This window comes from Pseudomonas oryzihabitans (assembly GCF_001518815.1).
Taxonomy (GTDB): Bacteria; Pseudomonadota; Gammaproteobacteria; order Pseudomonadales; family Pseudomonadaceae; genus Chryseomonas; species Chryseomonas oryzihabitans_E.
In genome coordinates, this window is sequence record NZ_CP013987.1 from 1,131,784 (window position 1) to 1,147,452 (window position 15,669).

General features: G+C 67.9%; 15 protein-coding genes. 6 read left to right on the forward strand and 9 right to left on the reverse strand.

What is annotated here, in order from left to right:
* Positions 1-62 precede the first annotated feature (62 nt).
* From pcp to APT59_RS05145, 3 genes are read right to left on the reverse strand one after another with little or no spacing between them, the layout of a single operon-like run.
* Positions 63-701 (reverse strand): pyroglutamyl-peptidase I, encoded by a 639-nt coding sequence (pcp, locus tag APT59_RS05135; RefSeq protein ID WP_059313868.1) that lies wholly within the window; start codon positions 699-701, stop codon positions 63-65.
* An 8-nt stretch (positions 702-709) separates the two neighbouring features.
* Entirely contained in the window at positions 710-1,660 is a 951-nt protein-coding gene (locus APT59_RS05140) for a DUF979 domain-containing protein (protein ID WP_059313869.1), read from the reverse strand.
* Positions 1,657-2,364: a DUF969 domain-containing protein gene (locus APT59_RS05145; RefSeq protein ID WP_059313870.1), complete on the reverse strand. Its 708-nt coding sequence runs from the start codon at positions 2,362-2,364 to the stop codon at positions 1,657-1,659. Before APT59_RS05145 ends, APT59_RS05140 begins: the two co-directional genes overlap by 4 nt.
* 272 nt (positions 2,365-2,636) lie before the next feature.
* On the opposite strand from APT59_RS05145, the gene APT59_RS05150 reads away from it, so the two are divergent.
* From APT59_RS05150 to bfr, 6 genes are all read left to right on the forward strand, one after another.
* Entirely contained in the window at positions 2,637-3,557 is a 921-nt protein-coding gene (locus APT59_RS05150) for a LysR family transcriptional regulator (protein ID WP_059313871.1), read from the forward strand.
* Between the two features lie 105 nt (positions 3,558-3,662).
* On the forward strand, positions 3,663-4,409 hold the full coding sequence (locus tag APT59_RS05155; RefSeq protein WP_059313872.1) for a 5-oxoprolinase subunit PxpA: 747 nt from the start codon (positions 3,663-3,665) through the stop codon (positions 4,407-4,409).
* Entirely contained in the window at positions 4,406-5,083 is a 678-nt protein-coding gene (gene pxpB / locus APT59_RS05160; RefSeq protein WP_059313873.1) for a 5-oxoprolinase subunit PxpB, read from the forward strand. Before APT59_RS05155 ends, pxpB begins: the two co-directional genes overlap by 4 nt.
* Positions 5,080-6,012: a biotin-dependent carboxyltransferase family protein gene (locus APT59_RS05165; RefSeq protein WP_059313874.1), complete on the forward strand. Its 933-nt coding sequence runs from the start codon at positions 5,080-5,082 to the stop codon at positions 6,010-6,012. Before pxpB ends, APT59_RS05165 begins: the two co-directional genes overlap by 4 nt.
* 150 nt (positions 6,013-6,162) lie before the next feature.
* On the forward strand, positions 6,163-7,053 hold the full coding sequence (locus APT59_RS05170) for a PA4780 family RIO1-like protein kinase (protein WP_059313875.1): 891 nt from the start codon (positions 6,163-6,165) through the stop codon (positions 7,051-7,053).
* A 120-nt stretch (positions 7,054-7,173) separates the two neighbouring features.
* Positions 7,174-7,671, forward strand: a complete 498-nt coding sequence (bfr, locus tag APT59_RS05175) for a bacterioferritin (RefSeq protein ID WP_007159675.1) — start codon at positions 7,174-7,176, stop codon at positions 7,669-7,671.
* 30 nt (positions 7,672-7,701) lie between these two features.
* Here the strand turns inward: bfr and APT59_RS05180 are convergent, their stop codons facing one another.
* The 6 genes from APT59_RS05180 to APT59_RS05205 form a co-directional block, all read right to left on the reverse strand.
* Complete coding sequence (locus APT59_RS05180; RefSeq protein WP_059313876.1) at positions 7,702-10,269, reverse strand: ATP-binding protein; 2,568 nt, start codon at positions 10,267-10,269, stop codon at positions 7,702-7,704.
* Positions 10,270-10,369: 100 nt separating this feature from the next.
* A complete protein-coding gene (locus tag APT59_RS05185) occupies positions 10,370-11,698 on the reverse strand; it encodes a bifunctional DedA family/phosphatase PAP2 family protein (protein WP_059313877.1) in 1,329 nt (442 codons plus the stop codon).
* 63 nt (positions 11,699-11,761) lie between these two features.
* Positions 11,762-12,907: an alginate O-acetyltransferase AlgX-related protein gene (locus tag APT59_RS05190; protein ID WP_059313878.1), complete on the reverse strand. Its 1,146-nt coding sequence runs from the start codon at positions 12,905-12,907 to the stop codon at positions 11,762-11,764.
* Between the two features lie 10 nt (positions 12,908-12,917).
* The gene (locus APT59_RS05195; RefSeq protein WP_059313879.1) at positions 12,918-14,333 is read right to left on the reverse strand and encodes an MBOAT family O-acyltransferase; all 1,416 of its coding nucleotides are present in this window, start codon (positions 14,331-14,333) and stop codon (positions 12,918-12,920) included.
* A 13-nt stretch (positions 14,334-14,346) separates the two neighbouring features.
* Positions 14,347-14,997: an alginate O-acetyltransferase AlgF gene (locus APT59_RS05200; protein ID WP_059313880.1), complete on the reverse strand. Its 651-nt coding sequence runs from the start codon at positions 14,995-14,997 to the stop codon at positions 14,347-14,349.
* On the reverse strand, positions 14,994-15,659 hold the full coding sequence (locus tag APT59_RS05205) for an SGNH/GDSL hydrolase family protein (protein WP_059313881.1): 666 nt from the start codon (positions 15,657-15,659) through the stop codon (positions 14,994-14,996). The genes APT59_RS05200 and APT59_RS05205 overlap by 4 nt, the downstream gene beginning before the upstream one ends.
* Positions 15,660-15,669: the final 10 nt, after the last annotated feature.

The following is a 15,669-nucleotide window of genomic DNA, read 5'->3' on the forward strand; positions in this document are numbered from 1 at the left end:
GCGGAGGAGGCATTGTAAGCCAGCCGGTGCGGCCGGTCCTCCGCCTGAATGCCAGGCTGACGCTAGTCCAGCTGCCCGCCGCCCTCGCGCAGGTCCTCGCCAGTGGTCGCCGCGCAGGTCAGCGCCAGGCGCAGCCCGGCGACCAGGGTCTCCAGGGCCATGGACGGCGCCCCGGGCTGGGCGGCGGCCTGGGCCGGCAGATAGGGGATATGGATGAAGCCGCCGCGCACTCCGGTGCCCTGCAACCGATGCTGCAGGCCGTAGAAGACATGGTTGCAGACGAAGGTGCCTGCGGTCTGGGACACCGCCGCGGGAATGCCGGCGGCGCGCAGGGCATGGACCATGGCCTTGATCGGCAGGGTACTGAAGTAGGCGGCCGGACCGCCGGCCACCACTGGTTCGTCGATGGGCTGGTGCCCGGCGTTGTCAGGGATGCGGGCATCGTCGACATTGATGGCGATGCGTTCCAGCGACAGCTCGGCCCGCCCGCCAGCCTGGCCGACCGCTACCACCAGGGTGGGACGATGGCGGTCGAGCAGGTCATCCAGCATCTTTAGCGCAGTGCCGAATTCGGTCGGCAGCTGAGCCGCCACTACGGTCAGGTCGCCGAGGCGTTCTCCATCAAGCCGGCGCACGGCCTCCCAGGAGGGGTTGAGATCCTCGCCGCCAAAGGGGGCGAAGCCGGTGAGCAGCAGGGTCATGGGATACCTCACATCAGCAGATAGAGCAGCACCACGTTGCAGGCCAGCACCGCCAGTGCCGTGGGGATCTGGGCCTTGATCACGGCGTTCTTGTCATCGAGTTCCAGCAGGGCGGCCGGGACGATGTTGAAGTTGGCCGCCATGGGCGTCATCAGGGTGCCGCAGTAGCCGGAGAACATGCCGATGGCGGCCATCACCGCCGGATCGGCGTGGTAGACACCCACCAGCACCGGCACCCCGATGCCGCCGGTCATCACCGGGAAGGCGGCGAAGCCGTTGCCCATGATGACGGTGAAGGCGGCCATGCCCACTACATAGACCACCACCGCCACCAGGCGCAGGTCGAGGGCCACATAGGCAGTGGCCAGGTGCGCCACCGCCTTGCCGACGCCGGCATCGGTGAATACCAGACCGAGCATGGCCAGGGCCTGGGGCAGCACCAGCGACCAGCCCAGGGCGTCGGTCAGGCGGCGCGACTCGCGCATCGCCTGGATCGGAGTGTCACGGGTCAGCCAGCAGGCCAGCGCCAGGGCCGCCAGGGCGCCCAGACCCAGGGAGACGAAGGTGACGTTCTTCGGGTCGAGCAGCGGCAGGCCGGCAATCTGCACGTCCTTGAGCAGCACGCTGCCGATCACCGTCACCACGGGAATGGCCAGGGCTGGAATGAACAGGCGATTGCCCAGCCGCCCGGCGCTGGCGCGCGTCTCCCGCTCGGGACGGCTCTCGTGGTGTCCGCTACCCACCGCACCGCAGCCGGCCAGCACCGCCATCAGCAGCACGCCGGCGCCGACCCAGGCCGGTGGCAGGCGATCGCCGACCAGGAAGACCAGGCTGAACAGGCCCCAGAACAGGCCACTGGTCCAGCGCTTGGGGTGGTGGCGGTCGGCCATGGTCATGACCGCGGTCAGGGCCAGGATGGCGCCGGCCAGCCAGAACAGGTATTGGATCGACAGGATCATGGCTGCACCTCCTTGGCCGCGGTCAGCTCGCGATAGAGCTGGCGGTCGAAGCGGTGCAGGCGCAGGGCGTGGATGAAAAAGGCGCAGAGGGCCGTGGGAATGCCCCAGAGGGCGATGTGCAGGGGTTCGACATCGAGGCCGGCACCCAGCAGGAAGGTGTGCATCAGGGCGATGGCGCCAAAGGCGACGAAGATGTCTTCGCCAAAGAACAGCCCGACGTTGTCGGTGGCCGCGCAAAAGGCCAGCAGGCGCTGGCGCAGGGCTTCGGGCAGGCGGCCATGGCGTTTCTCCGCGGTGCCTTCGGCCATGGGCGCGAGTAGCGGCCGGACCATCTGCGGATGGCCGCCGAGGCTGGTCAGGCCCAGGGCGGCGGTGGTCTCGCGGACGAACAGGTAGAAGATCAGCAGGCGGCCGACGGTGGCGTTGCGAAAGCGGGCGATCCAGTTCTGCGCGTGCAGGCGCAGGCCGTGGCGTTCGAGCAGGCCGATCACCGCCAGGGGTAGCAGGATGATCAGCGGCAGGGCCCGCGCCTTGATGAAGCCGGTGCCAATGGCCGCAAGCAGCGCCTCGGGGCTGAACTGGGCGGCCAGGCCGGTGGCCACGGCGGCCAGGGCGACGACCAATAGCGGATTGAACCTCAGCACGAAGCCGACCACGATGACCAGCACGCCCAGCAGCGGCCAGAGGTTGACGGTGGTTTGCATAGGTGGATGTCTCCAGCGGATCCACCGCGCTCCGGGCAGACGGTGCGGCGGACGGTAGGAAGCCGCAGGCGGCTTCGGCTGATCCAGGCAGTGCCCGTGGCACGGCTCGTTATTGTTGTCGGACGTCATTTGGCGTGGCGCCGGCTGGCATCTTTTGCCGTCGGTGGAGCTGGCGTCCAGCAAATAAAACTGTTCGCCGCCGATAGGGAAAAGCGGGGCAGACAAGCCCGCTGGTGGGGGTAAAGTGACGGGATAGCCTTGTCGAGGTCCCCATGAACCTGCGCTTTCTCGATACCTTCGTCTGGGTCGCCCGCCTGGGCAGTTTCCGACTGACGGCAGAAAAGCTCTCCACCACCCAGGCCGCCATCTCCAGTCGCATCGCCGTGCTGGAAAGCGAACTGGGCGTGCAACTGTTCCTGCGCGACTCCCGCGGCGTGAGTCTGACCGCCGAGGGGCATCGGGTGCTGGGCTACGCCGAGCGGATGCTGGCGACCCAGCGTGAGCTGCACGAGGCCCTGGGGCATGGCCAGACCCTGGAGGGCCGCCTGCGCATCGGCGTCATGGATACCGTGATCCACAGCTGGCTGGACCAGCTGATCGCCGCGGTCACCCAGAGCTATCCGGCCATCGAGCTGGAGCTGACCGCCGACACCGCGCTGAATCTGGCCGAGCAGCTGGCGCGGGGACAGCTCGACCTGATCTTCCAGACCGATCTATTGCGCGCCGAAGGCATTCGCAACCTGCACCTGGCCAGCTATCCGGTGCGCTGGCTGGTCGCCACCGACAGCCATCTGGCGCGGCCCTATGCCAATCTGGCCGAGCTGGCCGGCGAGCGGCTGATCACCTTTTCCCGCCATTCCAGGCCACACCAGGACATCCTCGGCCTGCTGCAGCGCGAGGGCATCGCCGAACCGCGGGTCTGCTGCATCAATTCGGTGGCGGCCATCATCAAGCTGATGGGCGAGGGCTTCGGCATCGGCGCCCTGCCGCCGGCACTGGTGATAGAGGAGTTGGCCCGTGGCAGCCTGATGCCTGTGCCGCTGGCCGGACCGCCGCCCTTCGATGTCCAGGCCAGCTGGCACGGCGGTGCCGGCCTGGCGCTGAGCGAGGCGGTGGTGGCGTTGAGCCAGACGGTAGTGGCCGACTGGTGTACGCGCCTGGGTCCGGAGCGCGCCTTGCCGGTGCTGGTCTAGCCCGGGTGTTTCAACGCCTTCTTATCGCCAGCGCCTGGAATCTTTTGTTGGACAGCGGCGCCCCGTCTTTCCGACACTCGAAGCTCTTCCTCAGAGGATCCTGTCATGCCCGCTCGCCTGCTGCTCAATTGCGATTCCGGTGAAAGCTACGGTGCCTGGTCCATGGGCGACGATGCCCATGCCATTCCCCTGGTCGACCAGGCCAATCTGGCTTGCGGCTTCCATGCCGCCGATCCCCTGATCATGCAGCGCGCCGTCACCCTGGCGGTGACCAATGGCGTGCAGATCGGTGCCCATCCGGCCTATCCCGACCTGGTGGGCTTCGGGCGCCGGCCCATGGCCTGCACCCCGGCCGAGGTGGAAGCCATGATCCTCTACCAGATCGGCGCCCTGGACGCCTTCTGCCGCGCCGCAGGCGTACGCGTCGAGTACGTAAAGCCCCATGGCGCCCTCTATAACGCCCTAGTCAAGGATGATGCCCTGCTGACCGCCGCACTCTCCGCCTGCGCCCGTTATCGCCAGGGACTGCCGCTGATGGTGCTGGCCAAGGCCGACAACGCCCGCGAGCATCGGCTGGCGGAAGTCGCTGGCGTACCACTGCTGCTGGAGGCCTTCGCCGACCGCGCCTATCTGGCCGACGGCTCCCTGGCGCCACGTGGCCAGGTTGGCGCCGTTCACCATGACCCCGAGCGCATCCTGGCCCAGGCCATCGCCATCGCCCGCGGTGAGGACTTCCCCGGTTTCGACGGCCAACCCATGCGGCTGCAGGCTGACAGCCTCTGCGTGCATGGCGACAATGCCGAGTCCCTGGTAGTGCTGCGTCGGCTGCGCGCGGCGCTGGACGCCCTATGATCACCTTCAAGCCCTTTGGCGTCGCGGCGCTGCTGCTCGAACTGGCCGAGCACCCCGATACCGAACTGCCCTCGCGCATCGCGCGCCTGGGCGAGCGGATTCGCCAGCGCTTCGGCGCGGCGGTGACCGATCTGGTAGCGGGCTGGACCAGTCTGCTGGTGCACTACGATCCCCTGCAGCTGACCTTGGCCGAGGTACAGGCCGGCCTCGAACCCTTGCTGGCCGACTGGCCGGGCGCTGCGCAGGCGGGCGAGGGCGGGCGCCTGCACGAGGTGCCGACCCTCTATGCCGGCCCGGACCTCGCCGAGGTGGCTGAGCGCTGCGGCCTGAGCGAGGCCGAGGTCATCGCCCGGCACTGTGGTCGTGACTATCAGGTAGGCGCCATCGGCTTCATGCCTGGTTTCGCCTTTCTCGGTGAGCTGGACGAGCGCCTTGCCCTGCCCCGGCGCAGTACGCCCCGTACCGCCGTACCCGCCGGCAGCCTGGCCATCGCCGAACGCCAGACTGCCGTCTATCCCCAGGCTTCGCCCGGGGGCTGGAATCTCATCGGCCGTTGCCTGTGGACCGTCTTCGATGCCCGGGCCGAGCCGCCGTGCCTCCTGACGCCAGGAGACCGGGTGCGCTTCGTGCCGGTCGACGAAGCCGCCTTTCGCGCCCAAGGAGGTCAGCCATGAGCGGTCTCAAGGTCATCAAGCCCGGTCCCCTGACCCTGCTGCAGGATCTCGGACGCCAGGGCTGGCAGCATCTGGGCGTGGCCCCCTCAGGGCCCATGGACGGTCATGCCGCGCGTTGGGCCAATCGCCTGGTGGATAATCCGATGACGGCGCCGCTGCTGGAGATCGCTCTGGGCGGTGCCGAATTCGAGATCGAGACCGACACCTGGCTGGCGCTGACCGGCGCGCCTCTGGAAGCCCGCCTGGAGGGTGAGCCCCTGCCGCCCTGGTCGTGTTTTCCAGTAAGAGCCGGCATGCGCCTGCGGCTGGGATTCGCCCAGGCCGGGCAGCGTGCCTACCTGGCTGCGGCCGGCGGAGGCTTCCAGGTGCCTGCGACCCTAGGCAGCATGGCCAGCAACAGACGCGAAGGCCTGGGCGGTCCGGATGGCAATGGCGCCGCGCTGGTGGCGAGGCAGCAGCTGGCCTGCGCTGCCGTGACCGAACTGCATGCGCGCGGTTGTGGGCCGGCGGCGCGCTTCGTGCCGGACTATCGCGAGGTGCCAACGTTGAGGGTGATCTTTGGCGGTGACGCCGAGGCCTTCGGTCCGGCGGCGCAGCAGGCGCTCTGCGATCAACCGTGGCAGATCAGCCCGCAGTCCGACCGCATGGGCATTCGCCTGGCCGGACGCACGCCCCTGGCGCCACCACGCCGCCAGTGGTCGCTGGGGGTGGTGACCGGTGCCATCCAGGTGCCACCCGATGGCCAGCCCATCGTGCTCATGGCCGATCGCCAGACCATGGGCGGTTATCCACTGCTGGGCTTCATCCATCCCCTGGACCTGGCGCGCCTGGCCCAGTGCCCGGCCCACCACGAGGTGCGTTTCGCCCCGGTGGAACTGGCCGTCGCCCAGGACGAATGGCGCTGTTTTCTCGCGTTTTTCTCCGGTTGAAGGCGCAGCCGGTCACGGCCGAGGAATCTTGTCCGCTTCGATGAGTCGCACGCTCAGGGGCGACGCCGACTTCCCTTTCTCGGCGTCTGGCTTGAAACTTGCCTCACACGTCCCCCTGTGACGACCGACAAGAAGGAGCTGGAACCGGCGATGAAAACTCCCAAACGCATCGAGCCGCTGATCGAGGACGGCTTGGTCGATGAGGTGATACGGCCCCTGATGAGTGGCAAGGAGGCGGCGGTCTACGTGGTGCGCTGCGGCAGCCAGGTGCGCTGCGCCAAGGTCTACAAGGAGGCTGACAAGCGCAGCTTCCGTCAGGCCGCCGAATACCAGGAGGGGCGCAAGGTGCGTGGCAGCCGGGAAAATCGCGCCATGGCCAAGGGCTCCAAGTTCGGTCGCCGCGAGCGCGAGGACAATTGGCAGAACGCCGAGGTGACGGCGCTCTATCGCCTGGCCGATGCCGGGGTCCGGGTACCCAAGCCCCACGACTTCCTCGATGGCGTGCTGCTGATGGACCTGGTCACCGACGGTAATGGCGAGGCCGCGCCCCGTCTCAACGACGTGACCCTCACCGCCGAGGAAGCGCTGCGCTATCACGACCTGATGATTGGCCAGATCGTGCGCATGCTCTGCGCCGGGCTGGTCCACGGCGACCTGTCCGAATTCAACGTGCTGCTGGCCGAGGATGGCCCGGTCATCATCGACCTGCCCCAGGCGGTGGATGCCGCTGGCAACAACCACGCCTTCCGTCTTCTGGCGCGGGACGTGGAGAACATGGCGCTGTACTTCGGTCGCTTCGCCCCTGAGTTGCGCACCACCCGCTATGCGCCGGAGATGTGGGCCCTGTTCGAGAAGGGCGAGTTGTTCGCCAACACGCGCCTGACTGGCGAATTCGCCGAGCGTGAAGACCAGGCTGACGTCCATGCGGTGATGCGCGAGATCGAGGCGGCGCGGCGTGACGAAGAGCGCCGGCAGGCGGCGCGTCGCGAACAGGACGAGCCGAGCGTGCGCGAAGAGCCGCCACCGCCTTGGCTAAGCTGATCGTGAAGCAGAACGATTAGCGCTGCGATGAGACGAACGGCCCCAGTGGTCGGGCGATGAACGGCGCCTCCCAGGCGCCAGCGCGCTAAACTGGGCACTGAACAGCACAGGACTCTTTTCATGCAAGGCCATCCGGACGTCATCAACTACCTCAACCAGCTGCTGCGTGGCGAGCTGGCGGCGCGCGACCAGTACTTCATCCATTCGCGGATGTACGAGGACTGGGGCCTGATGCGGCTGTACGAGCGGATCGGCCACGAGATGGAAGAGGAAACCCAGCACGCCGATGCCCTGCTGCGCCGCATCCTCTTCCTCGAAGGCACGCCGGACATGCGTCCCAACGCCATCACCGTGGGCCAGACCGTGCCCGAGATGCTGCGTGCCGATCTTGCCCTGGAGTACGAGGTGCGCGAAGCCCTGGCCCAGGGCGTGGCCCTGTGCAACCAGCACAAGGACTTCGTCACTCGCGAGATCCTGGTGGTCCAGCTGGAAGATACCGAGGAAGACCATGCCTACTGGCTGGAGCAGCAGCTGGGGCTGATCGACAAGATCGGTCTGCAGAACTACCTGCAGTCGCAGATGAAAGGCGGTACTACGCCCCACGGCGCCGGCCTGTAAGACCGGCTGCTCGGCGCCACCCGGCGCTAATCAGGACCTGCTGGCGTCACCTTCTGGCGCCCGCGGCAGATAGAGCGAAATGCAGGTACCCACGCCCGTCGTGCTGTCTACCTGGATCTGCCCGCCCGATTGGTGCACGAAGCCGTGCACCATGGACAGCCCCAGTCCGGTGCCCTGGCCTGGCGGCTTGGTGGTGAAGAAGGGATCGAAGATCCGCTCCCGGATCTCCGGCGCGATGCCGGTACCGGTATCGCTTACCTTGACCCTCACGTAATCGCCCGTGGGCAGCCCTTCCGGCCGGTCAGCGGCTGCCTCGGGCAGATTCGCCGTGGACAGTAGCAGCTGGCCGCCTTGGGGCATGGCGTCACGGGCGTTGATCGCCAGATTCAACAGGGCGCTTTCCAGCTGCACCGCATCGATCACTGTGAGCCACAACGGCTCCGCGGGCTGTGCCTGGACCTCGATCGCCGGGCCGACGCTGCGGCGGATCAGTTCTTCCATGGCCAGCATCAGCTCGTTCACGTCGGTGGGCTTGGGTTCCAGCGTCTGCCGGCGGGAAAAGGCCAGCAGCCGCTGGGTCAGGGAGGCGGCGCGCGCAGCGTAGGCCTGGGCGCCGCCAAGCAGCCGGTCGAGCTGATCGGTGCGATTCTGCTGCAGGCGGCGCTCGATCAATTCCAGACTGCCGATGATGCCGGCCAGCAGATTGTTGAAGTCGTGGGCGATGCCGCCGGTCAACTGGCCGATGGCTTCCATCTTCTGCGCCTGGTGCAGGGCCTGCTGCGCCTGGGTCAATTCGGCGGTGCGTTCGACGACCCGCTGTTCGAGCGTTTCGTTGGCGGTGCGTACCGCCTGGAACAGTTGAGCCTGCTCGATGGCGAGGGCGGCGCGGGCGGCCAGCGCGGCCATCAGCCGTTCGTGACGGAGGTTGAAGCGACCCGGTTCGGGATGTCCGAAGAAGAGTCCACCCAGCACCGTTCCGTTGCGGGCGACCACCGAGACGGCCAGGTAGCTGCGTACTGACAGGGGCCCGACCAGCAGGCCCTGATGCGGTTCGGAGCGGGACGGGTGCGAATCGCTGGCCACGTCGTCGACGCGAATCACGCCTTCGCCGCCCAAGGGTGGGGCGAACAGGGCGGTGGCATCCGGATCGCCCTGGTGTTCGAAAGCGGCACGCTCGGCGCCAGACAGGGTGAGGCGCTGCAGATGCCCGCTGTTTTCCTCATGCTGCTGATTGAGGTAGGCGCCAAGGCGCGCCCCGGTCAGCTCTACCCCGGCATCGGTCACCGTCTGCACCAGGTACGCCAGATCCAGCTGGCTGGCCAGCTCCGTATCGATGCGTTTGAGGGCTTCCAGGGTACGGGTTTCTTCGCGCAACTCGGCTTCGGCCTGCTTGCGGTCGCTGATGTCGACGACGAATTCGAAGGCGCTGCCATCGGGCAGGCGCTTGGCCGCCACCAGGGCCCAGCCGACGGAGCCGTCACGCCGCCGGTAGCTGCGTTCGTCGGGCGGCAGCTGATCGCCAGCCTGGCTCAGGGTTGGCGCCGGCCAGCGGATATGCCCAGCCAGGAGGTCCTGACGAGCGTGACCGCTCATGCGCAGGAAGGCATCGTTGGCATCGATGAGATGGCCTTCGGCGTCGAAGCAGAGGGCGCCCACCGTCTCGATTTCCAGGGCGGTGCGAAAACGTCGCTCGCTGGCTTCGAGGGCGGCGCGGGCCAGATGGGCTTCGGTGACGTCCTGCCCCTGGCAGAAGATGCCGATCACCTGGCCGGCTTCGTCGGTCAGGGGCTCGTAGATGAAGTCGAGATAGAGGGTACGAACCGGCTCGCCTTCGGTCTCCAGGCGCATCGGCATATGTTCGGCGACGAAGCGGCGGCCACTCCGGTACACCTGTTCGAGCCACTCGAAGTAGCCCTGATTCTGCAATTCGGGAAAGACGTCGCGTACTTTGAGGCCTTCACAGGGACGGTCGTCGAACAACCGGCGGAAGGCGACATTGACGAAGTCGAAGACGTGATCCGGGCCGCGCACGATGGCGACGAAGCCAGGCGCCTGCTCGAACATCCGCCGCTGGCGTGCGGCGTCGGCGGCGCGGCGTCGTTCTTCGAGGATACGCTGGGTGGTCTCGTGCCCCTGGTTGAACAGCCCGGCGATCTCACCGCCCTCGCCGCGGATGGGCGTGAAGCTGTAGTTCCAGTAGGTCTCGGTGACCACGCCCTGGCGCACCATCGGCAGCAGCTGATCGAAGACGGAAAAGCCCTGGCCGGTGGTCAGCACCTGCTCGAACTGAGGACCGACCACCGGCCAGATGTCCTGCCAGACCTCCTGGGCGGGACGCCCCAGGGCCCAGGGATGGCGCTCGGCGGGGATCGGTGACCAGGCGTCGTTGTAGAGCAGCAGCAGGTCAGGGCCCCAGTAGATGGCCGTGGGAAAGCTGGAATTCAGACAGATACTGAGGGCGGATCGGAGGGACTGCGGCCACTGGGACGGCGGGCCCAGCGGCGAGTCCGACCAATCGTGGGTGCGCAGCCGGGCGCCCATGTCACCGCCGCCGGCGAGAAAATCCAGTTCGTTCCAGTCGGCAATCTGCGCTGCCATCGGTTATGTCTCCCCAGCCACTTCTGCAGTTCCAGGCGTTCTGACCACAATCGCACCGGAACTGCAGGACCGCGACGAGTTTTTTTAGTTCGCGTCTGCCTTACAGCCGCGGCGTGTAGCGCTCTACGGCTTCCGGCAGGGCCCAGCCGGCGGCGAAGGCGAAGATCAGCAGGATCAGCGGCAGCAGCACCAGCCAGGTCCGGGTCGGGATCGGCTCCAGACGATTGCCGCCGGTCTTCTGCAGCAGGGCGAGACTCAGGCCGCAGAAGCCGCCGGCGAGCAGGGCGCCGGCGAGGACATCGGTGGGCCAGTGTACCCCCAGATAGACGCGGCTCAGGGCGATGAGCACCGCCGGTAGCGCAGCGATCACCAGCCAGGCGAGGCGCCCGCGTGGGCCGTAGCGACGCCCGACCAGGATGCCGAGGGTCAGGAAGAAGGCGAAGGAGGCCGAGCTGTGGCCGCTGGGCAGACTGTAGGTGGTGAGCGGCTCGGCGAGCACGTCCGGCCGGGCGCGGGCCAGCAGATTCTTCAGCTGGCCATTGGCGAGGGCGGTACCCAGGGTGGTACCCACGGCGAACAGCAGCGGACGCCACTGGCGGAAGCCGGCCAGCACCAGGGTGAGCACTGCCGCGACGATCAGCTGGGTGCGAAAGTCGCCCATGCGGGTGACGACCACGGCGACCAGGTTGAGCCAGTTCTCGCGATGCGCCTGGACCAGCGCCATCAGGCCTTCGTCGAAGGCGCGCAGATGATGCCAGCCAAACAGCAGCGCCAGCAGGCCGGCCAGGCAGAGGGCGCCACTGAGCAGGGTGGTGCCGGCCCGCTCGCGCCAGGCGCCATGGGCGATGACGCTCGCCAGCAGGACGATCCCGCCCGCCACGACGCCCGCCTGATACCAGAACCCCTCGGGTAGCGGCAGGCGCAAGGCTGCCCCGGCTACCCAGCCTGGTCCCAGTGCGGCGATCGACCAGCCAGCCGCTGCCACCAGGCTGACGGCGGCGAACTTCACCAAGGGCATGTCGAGCATGCCGGCGATCAGCGGCAGCAGCGGGCGCAAGGGGCCGATGAAGCGGCCGACCAGCAGACTGGCCACGCCGTACTTGTGGATGAAGTCCTCCGCGCGGCTGATCCATTCGGGATGGGTGCGCAGGCCCGGCAGGCGGCGAATGCGCTCGTGGAAATGGCGGCCGAGGAAATACGACACGGCATCGCCGAGGATGCCACCCAGGAAGCCGAGCAGAAGGGTATCGAGGAGGTTCATGGCGCCGTTGCCGGCGGCGATGGAAATGGCGAACAGCACCACCGTGCCAGGCACCACCAGACCGGCCAGGGCCAGGCATTCGAGAAAGGCTACGACGAAGATGGCAACGCCGAGCCACTCATTGTGATGGGTGATCCACTGGGTGAGGCCGGCGAACAGTTCCGTCATCGAAAGGCTTCCTGGGGGCTAAGGGCTGCGTCCTCAGACCCGTAGGAAAAGCCTTTGGTTGCCTCAAGGACGCGGATCGAGACGTAACGCCTCGGGGCCCGGGGATTGTAAATCGCGCTCGGGAATTTCCCAGACCAATAACTGTGGCGGGGTTTGTCGGAAGGCGGGGCTGGCAAAGTAGTCCCGCGCCGCACCGGCGAAGTGGCCGCCGTCCTTGGCGAAGCGCCCGACGCTGGCGCCCAGGGCCTGCTCCAGGAAGGGCAGGAAGTTGGAGTTGCGCGAGAAGGAGGTACCGATCACCGCGACATTGGGCAGGTCGCCATCGCCGAAGAGGTCGTCGCTGGCACTGGGGGGCACGCGGCTGTCGACCTGGGTCAGGCTCGGCTGCTCGGGGGTGGGTTGCAGGCGCGGAGGCAGCCAGTCCAGGCCGGCCAGGCGGACCAGGTCGCCAGGGCGGGTCGTTGGCGGCTGCGCCGTGCGGCTGAACTCCCGCGCCGGGGTGGCCTGGAAGGGCAAGGCCTGGAGGTAGGCAGCCAGGGCGCGGGCGGCGGCCTCGGCACCGGTTTCGTTCCAGTGGGTGTCGGTACGCAGGAAGGCATTACTGCCCAGGGGGGCGAGCACCGCAGTGAGGTCGAGCACCGGCACCCGCGCCGCGCTGAGCATCCGCGTCCAGTCGGCGATGCGACTGGCGAAGGCGGCTGGCCGGCGCAGCCCGCAGAGCTGATCGGCGGCGATACGGCTCTTGTCCGGAACCACCGCGACCAGCAGCTGGATGTGCCGGGCGGCCAGCTGTTGCCGCAACTCGATCACCGTCTGGGCGCGGGCCCGGGCATTGGCGGCAGCCTGGCGCGGGACGTCGAGCTCCTCGGCGAGAAATAGCCAGTCGGGACAGCCCTGGCGTACCCGCGGACCGGTATCGCCAAGCAGTAACCAGCTGGCGCCCCGTTCCAGGCGGGCGGCTGCTTCCGGCAGCGGTGCCTTGGCCAGCTCCTTGGCGATGTGGTGGGTGATCTCACCTTCGAGCAGGGCATGCCGATCCACCTGCTCCGGCCAGAGCGAGAGCCGGTCGGTCAGCAGCGCCCAGGCGCAGGAGCCGAGGCCGATCGCCAGAAACAGGGCGAAGACGCCTCCGGCCAGGGGCGCCAGGCGCGTGCTGGCGGCACTGGGCGGCTGCGGGGCGGGCGAGGGCGGCAGGGCGGGAGCGCTCATGACGGCGGCCTCAGAACTGGAAATAGAGGAAGGGCACGGCTTCGCGGCTGGCGATCAGCGCAAAACAGAGCAGGAAGCCGGCTATCGGCCAAAGGGCACCGACACCCCGCAGCAGGGCGCTGCCGGACAGACGCGCCTCGATGCGCGCCTGCCACAGCGGGGCGAGGATGCAGGCCACCCCCAGGGCGGCGGCCAGGCCGTGCACGGGTCTCAGGGTTACGGCCAGGGCATCGCCCAGGGCGAAGCCGTGCAGGCCGAACTGGCCGGCGTACATGGACAGCGCCGTGGCGAAGTCCGGCGCGCGGAACAGTGTCCAGGCCAGGGCCACGAACAGCAGGGTCAGGCCATGGGCCAGGGCACGCGGCAGCGGGCGACCACCGAGTTCGTCCCAGAGTCGGTCCAGGCACAGCGCCAGGCCGTGCAGCATGCCCCAGAGCAGGTAATTCCAGCTGTCGCCGCCATGCCAGAGGCCGGCGATGGCCATGGTCAGGAAGAGATTGCGGTAGGTGCGCCAGCGGCCGCCGCGGTTGCCACCCAGGGAGATATAGAGGTAGTCGCGCAGCCAGCTGGACAGCGACAGGTGCCAGCGCCGCCAGAAGTCCTGGATGCTGCGGGCGAGATAGGGCCGGTTGAAGTTTTCCGGGAAGTGGAAGCCCAGCATCAGGCCCAGGCCGATGGCCATGGCGCTGTAGCCGGCGAAGTCGAAGAACAGTTGCAGCGAATAGGCCAGGCAGCCGATCCAGGCGTCAGCGAAGGACGGCTGGTCGAGGTGGAAGGCCACGTCCACCAGCGGCGACAGGGTGTCGGCCACCAGTACCTTCATGCACAGGCCGATCATGAACCGGCGCGCGCCGAGGGCGAAATTCTCGCGATTGAACCAGCGCTGGTTGAGTTCGCGACGGACCCAGTCGTAGCGGATGATCGGCCCGGCGATGGAGTGGCCGAACATGGAGATGTAGGTGGCGTAGTTGACGAAGCTGCGCTCCACCGGCACCACGTGGCGATGGACATCTACCAGGTAGGAAATCGCCTGCAGCACGATAAAGGACAGTCCGGCCGGCAGGGCCACCTTCTGCCAGTCCAGTGGCAGGGCGCCGGTCGTCACCAGCACCTGACTCCAGGTGGCGGCGACGATGTTGGCGTACTTGTACCAGCAGAGCACCGCCAGGTTGATCACGATCAGCCCGGCAAGCAGCCGCAGCCGCGTCTTCGAGCCTTCGCGCGCGCGATCCACCAGCAACCCGCCGACCCAGGCCAACAACGCCAGGGCCATGTGCAGCAGCAGGAACAGCGGACTCAGCCAGCCGTAGAACAGCCAGCTGCCCACCAGCAGCACCCCGTTGCGCCCGCCGGGCCGCGCCAGGGCGTAGACCAGCAGGAACAGCGGCAGGAAGAGGGTGAGGAATTCCAGCGAGGCGAAGACCATCGAGGGGCTGTCCTTAGTGGGCGATAGCGTCCTGGGTGGCGAGCAGACGCGGACCCGCGGCGCCGGGGAGCAGCAGCACGCTATAGCGCTCGCCGGCCTTGAGTTCGCCCAGATCCAGCGGCGCGCCTTGCGGCTGACCGGCGCAGGTCAGTTGCACCTTGAGCGCCACGGCGTTGAGGCTGCGGCGCTGCAGGGTGCCGTCGGTGACGTCCTTGAAGATCTCGGCGTTGCGCCCCGCGGCCTGCAGCCCAGGTGCTGCGCACTGCGGATCCAGGCTGTAGAAGGCCAGGGAAGCCTTGAGGGCATTGAAATCGTCGGCTTGCTCGCGCACTAGGCGCTGCACCAGCGGCGTGCCGGGCAGGACCACCAGGGTGGCGAATTCACCGGCCGCCACGGTCAGCTCCAGCGGAGCCTTGGCCGCGCCCTGGACCAGTTCGCCCTTGATGGCCTTGGCCGCCGGCACCGTCAGGTAGTCGGAGACCGGCTTGGCGGCTTCCAGCTGCAGGCGCGCGGCGGAGCCGGAGGCCTGCAGCGCCAGGGGCTCGCTGCCGGCATTGACGAATCTCAGGAAGGCCGAGTCCTCGCTGGGTCCGGTGGGGTAGAGGGAGACTTCCGCCTGGGCGACTCCGGTCGCCAGCAGGCCGAGCAGCAGCAGGGCCTTCACTGGGCGGCTCCCTTGAGCTTGTCGGCGGGCAGCTTGTTCAGGGCGTCGACGATCGCCGAGCTCCAAGACTTGTAGCCCTGGCCGGTGAGGTGCTGGCCGTCGATGGTGGCCCACTGACCGGGCTTGGCGAAGCTCAGGGAGTCGATGTAGCTGCAGGGCGCGACGTTGTTGGCGAGGAAGCCGGACATCAGCTTGACCCGGTCGAAGGTCTTGCCGTACTTGCCGCCCTCGGTGCCCCAGGTCGGGCCGACCCAGGCGCAATGGGTCTTGGTCGCGGCGATGGCCTTGGTCAGGCTGGTGGTCTGCTGCCAGACCCAGGTCTTGGGAAAGCTGGGATTGGTGTAGCTGGCCATGGTGTCGCCCATGACGATCAGCACCAGGTCGGGCTTGTCGGCGGCGATGAGTTCGTTGATCGGCTGGGTGGCGGCCTTGCCGCCGAGCACCACGGCCTTGTCGCCGTTACGCCGCTCGGCGCCGCCACAGGTGCCGGGGGTGACCTTGAGCCAGTCGCCGGCGTTGCTCCCGCAGATACCCAGGGTATGCACCTTGGCGCCTTGCTGCACCAGGCTGTCCTGCAGCGCGCCGATCAGGTAGTCGGGGGTGGCCAGGTGGCTGTCGCCGATCATGAGAATGGTAAGGCCGGTAAGGAGGCTGGCTGCCATGGGAGCTCCG

Bases quoted from the DNA above. Each gene is read 5' to 3' on its own strand.
- APT59_RS05155 (WP_059313872.1), top strand. From the start codon at position 3,663: ATGCCCGCTCGCCTGCTGCTCAATTGCGATTCCGGTGAAAGCTACGGT.
- APT59_RS05180 (WP_059313876.1), bottom strand. From the start codon at position 10,269: ATGGCAGCGCAGATTGCCGACTGGAACGAACTGGATTTTCTCGCCGGC.
- APT59_RS05170 (WP_059313875.1), top strand. From the start codon at position 6,163: ATGAAAACTCCCAAACGCATCGAGCCGCTGATCGAGGACGGCTTGGTC.
- bfr (WP_007159675.1), top strand. From the start codon at position 7,174: ATGCAAGGCCATCCGGACGTCATCAACTACCTCAACCAGCTGCTGCGT.
- APT59_RS05145 (WP_059313870.1), bottom strand. From the start codon at position 2,364: ATGCAAACCACCGTCAACCTCTGGCCGCTGCTGGGCGTGCTGGTCATC.
- APT59_RS05150 (WP_059313871.1), top strand. From the start codon at position 2,637: ATGAACCTGCGCTTTCTCGATACCTTCGTCTGGGTCGCCCGCCTGGGC.
- APT59_RS05205 (WP_059313881.1), bottom strand. From the start codon at position 15,659: ATGGCAGCCAGCCTCCTTACCGGCCTTACCATTCTCATGATCGGCGAC.
- APT59_RS05140 (WP_059313869.1), bottom strand. From the start codon at position 1,660: ATGATCCTGTCGATCCAATACCTGTTCTGGCTGGCCGGCGCCATCCTG.
- APT59_RS05195 (WP_059313879.1), bottom strand. From the start codon at position 14,333: ATGGTCTTCGCCTCGCTGGAATTCCTCACCCTCTTCCTGCCGCTGTTC.
- APT59_RS05165 (WP_059313874.1), top strand. From the start codon at position 5,080: ATGAGCGGTCTCAAGGTCATCAAGCCCGGTCCCCTGACCCTGCTGCAG.
- APT59_RS05190 (WP_059313878.1), bottom strand. From the start codon at position 12,907: ATGAGCGCTCCCGCCCTGCCGCCCTCGCCCGCCCCGCAGCCGCCCAGT.
- APT59_RS05185 (WP_059313877.1), bottom strand. From the start codon at position 11,698: ATGACGGAACTGTTCGCCGGCCTCACCCAGTGGATCACCCATCACAAT.
- pxpB (WP_059313873.1), top strand. From the start codon at position 4,406: ATGATCACCTTCAAGCCCTTTGGCGTCGCGGCGCTGCTGCTCGAACTG.
- pcp (WP_059313868.1), bottom strand. From the start codon at position 701: ATGACCCTGCTGCTCACCGGCTTCGCCCCCTTTGGCGGCGAGGATCTC.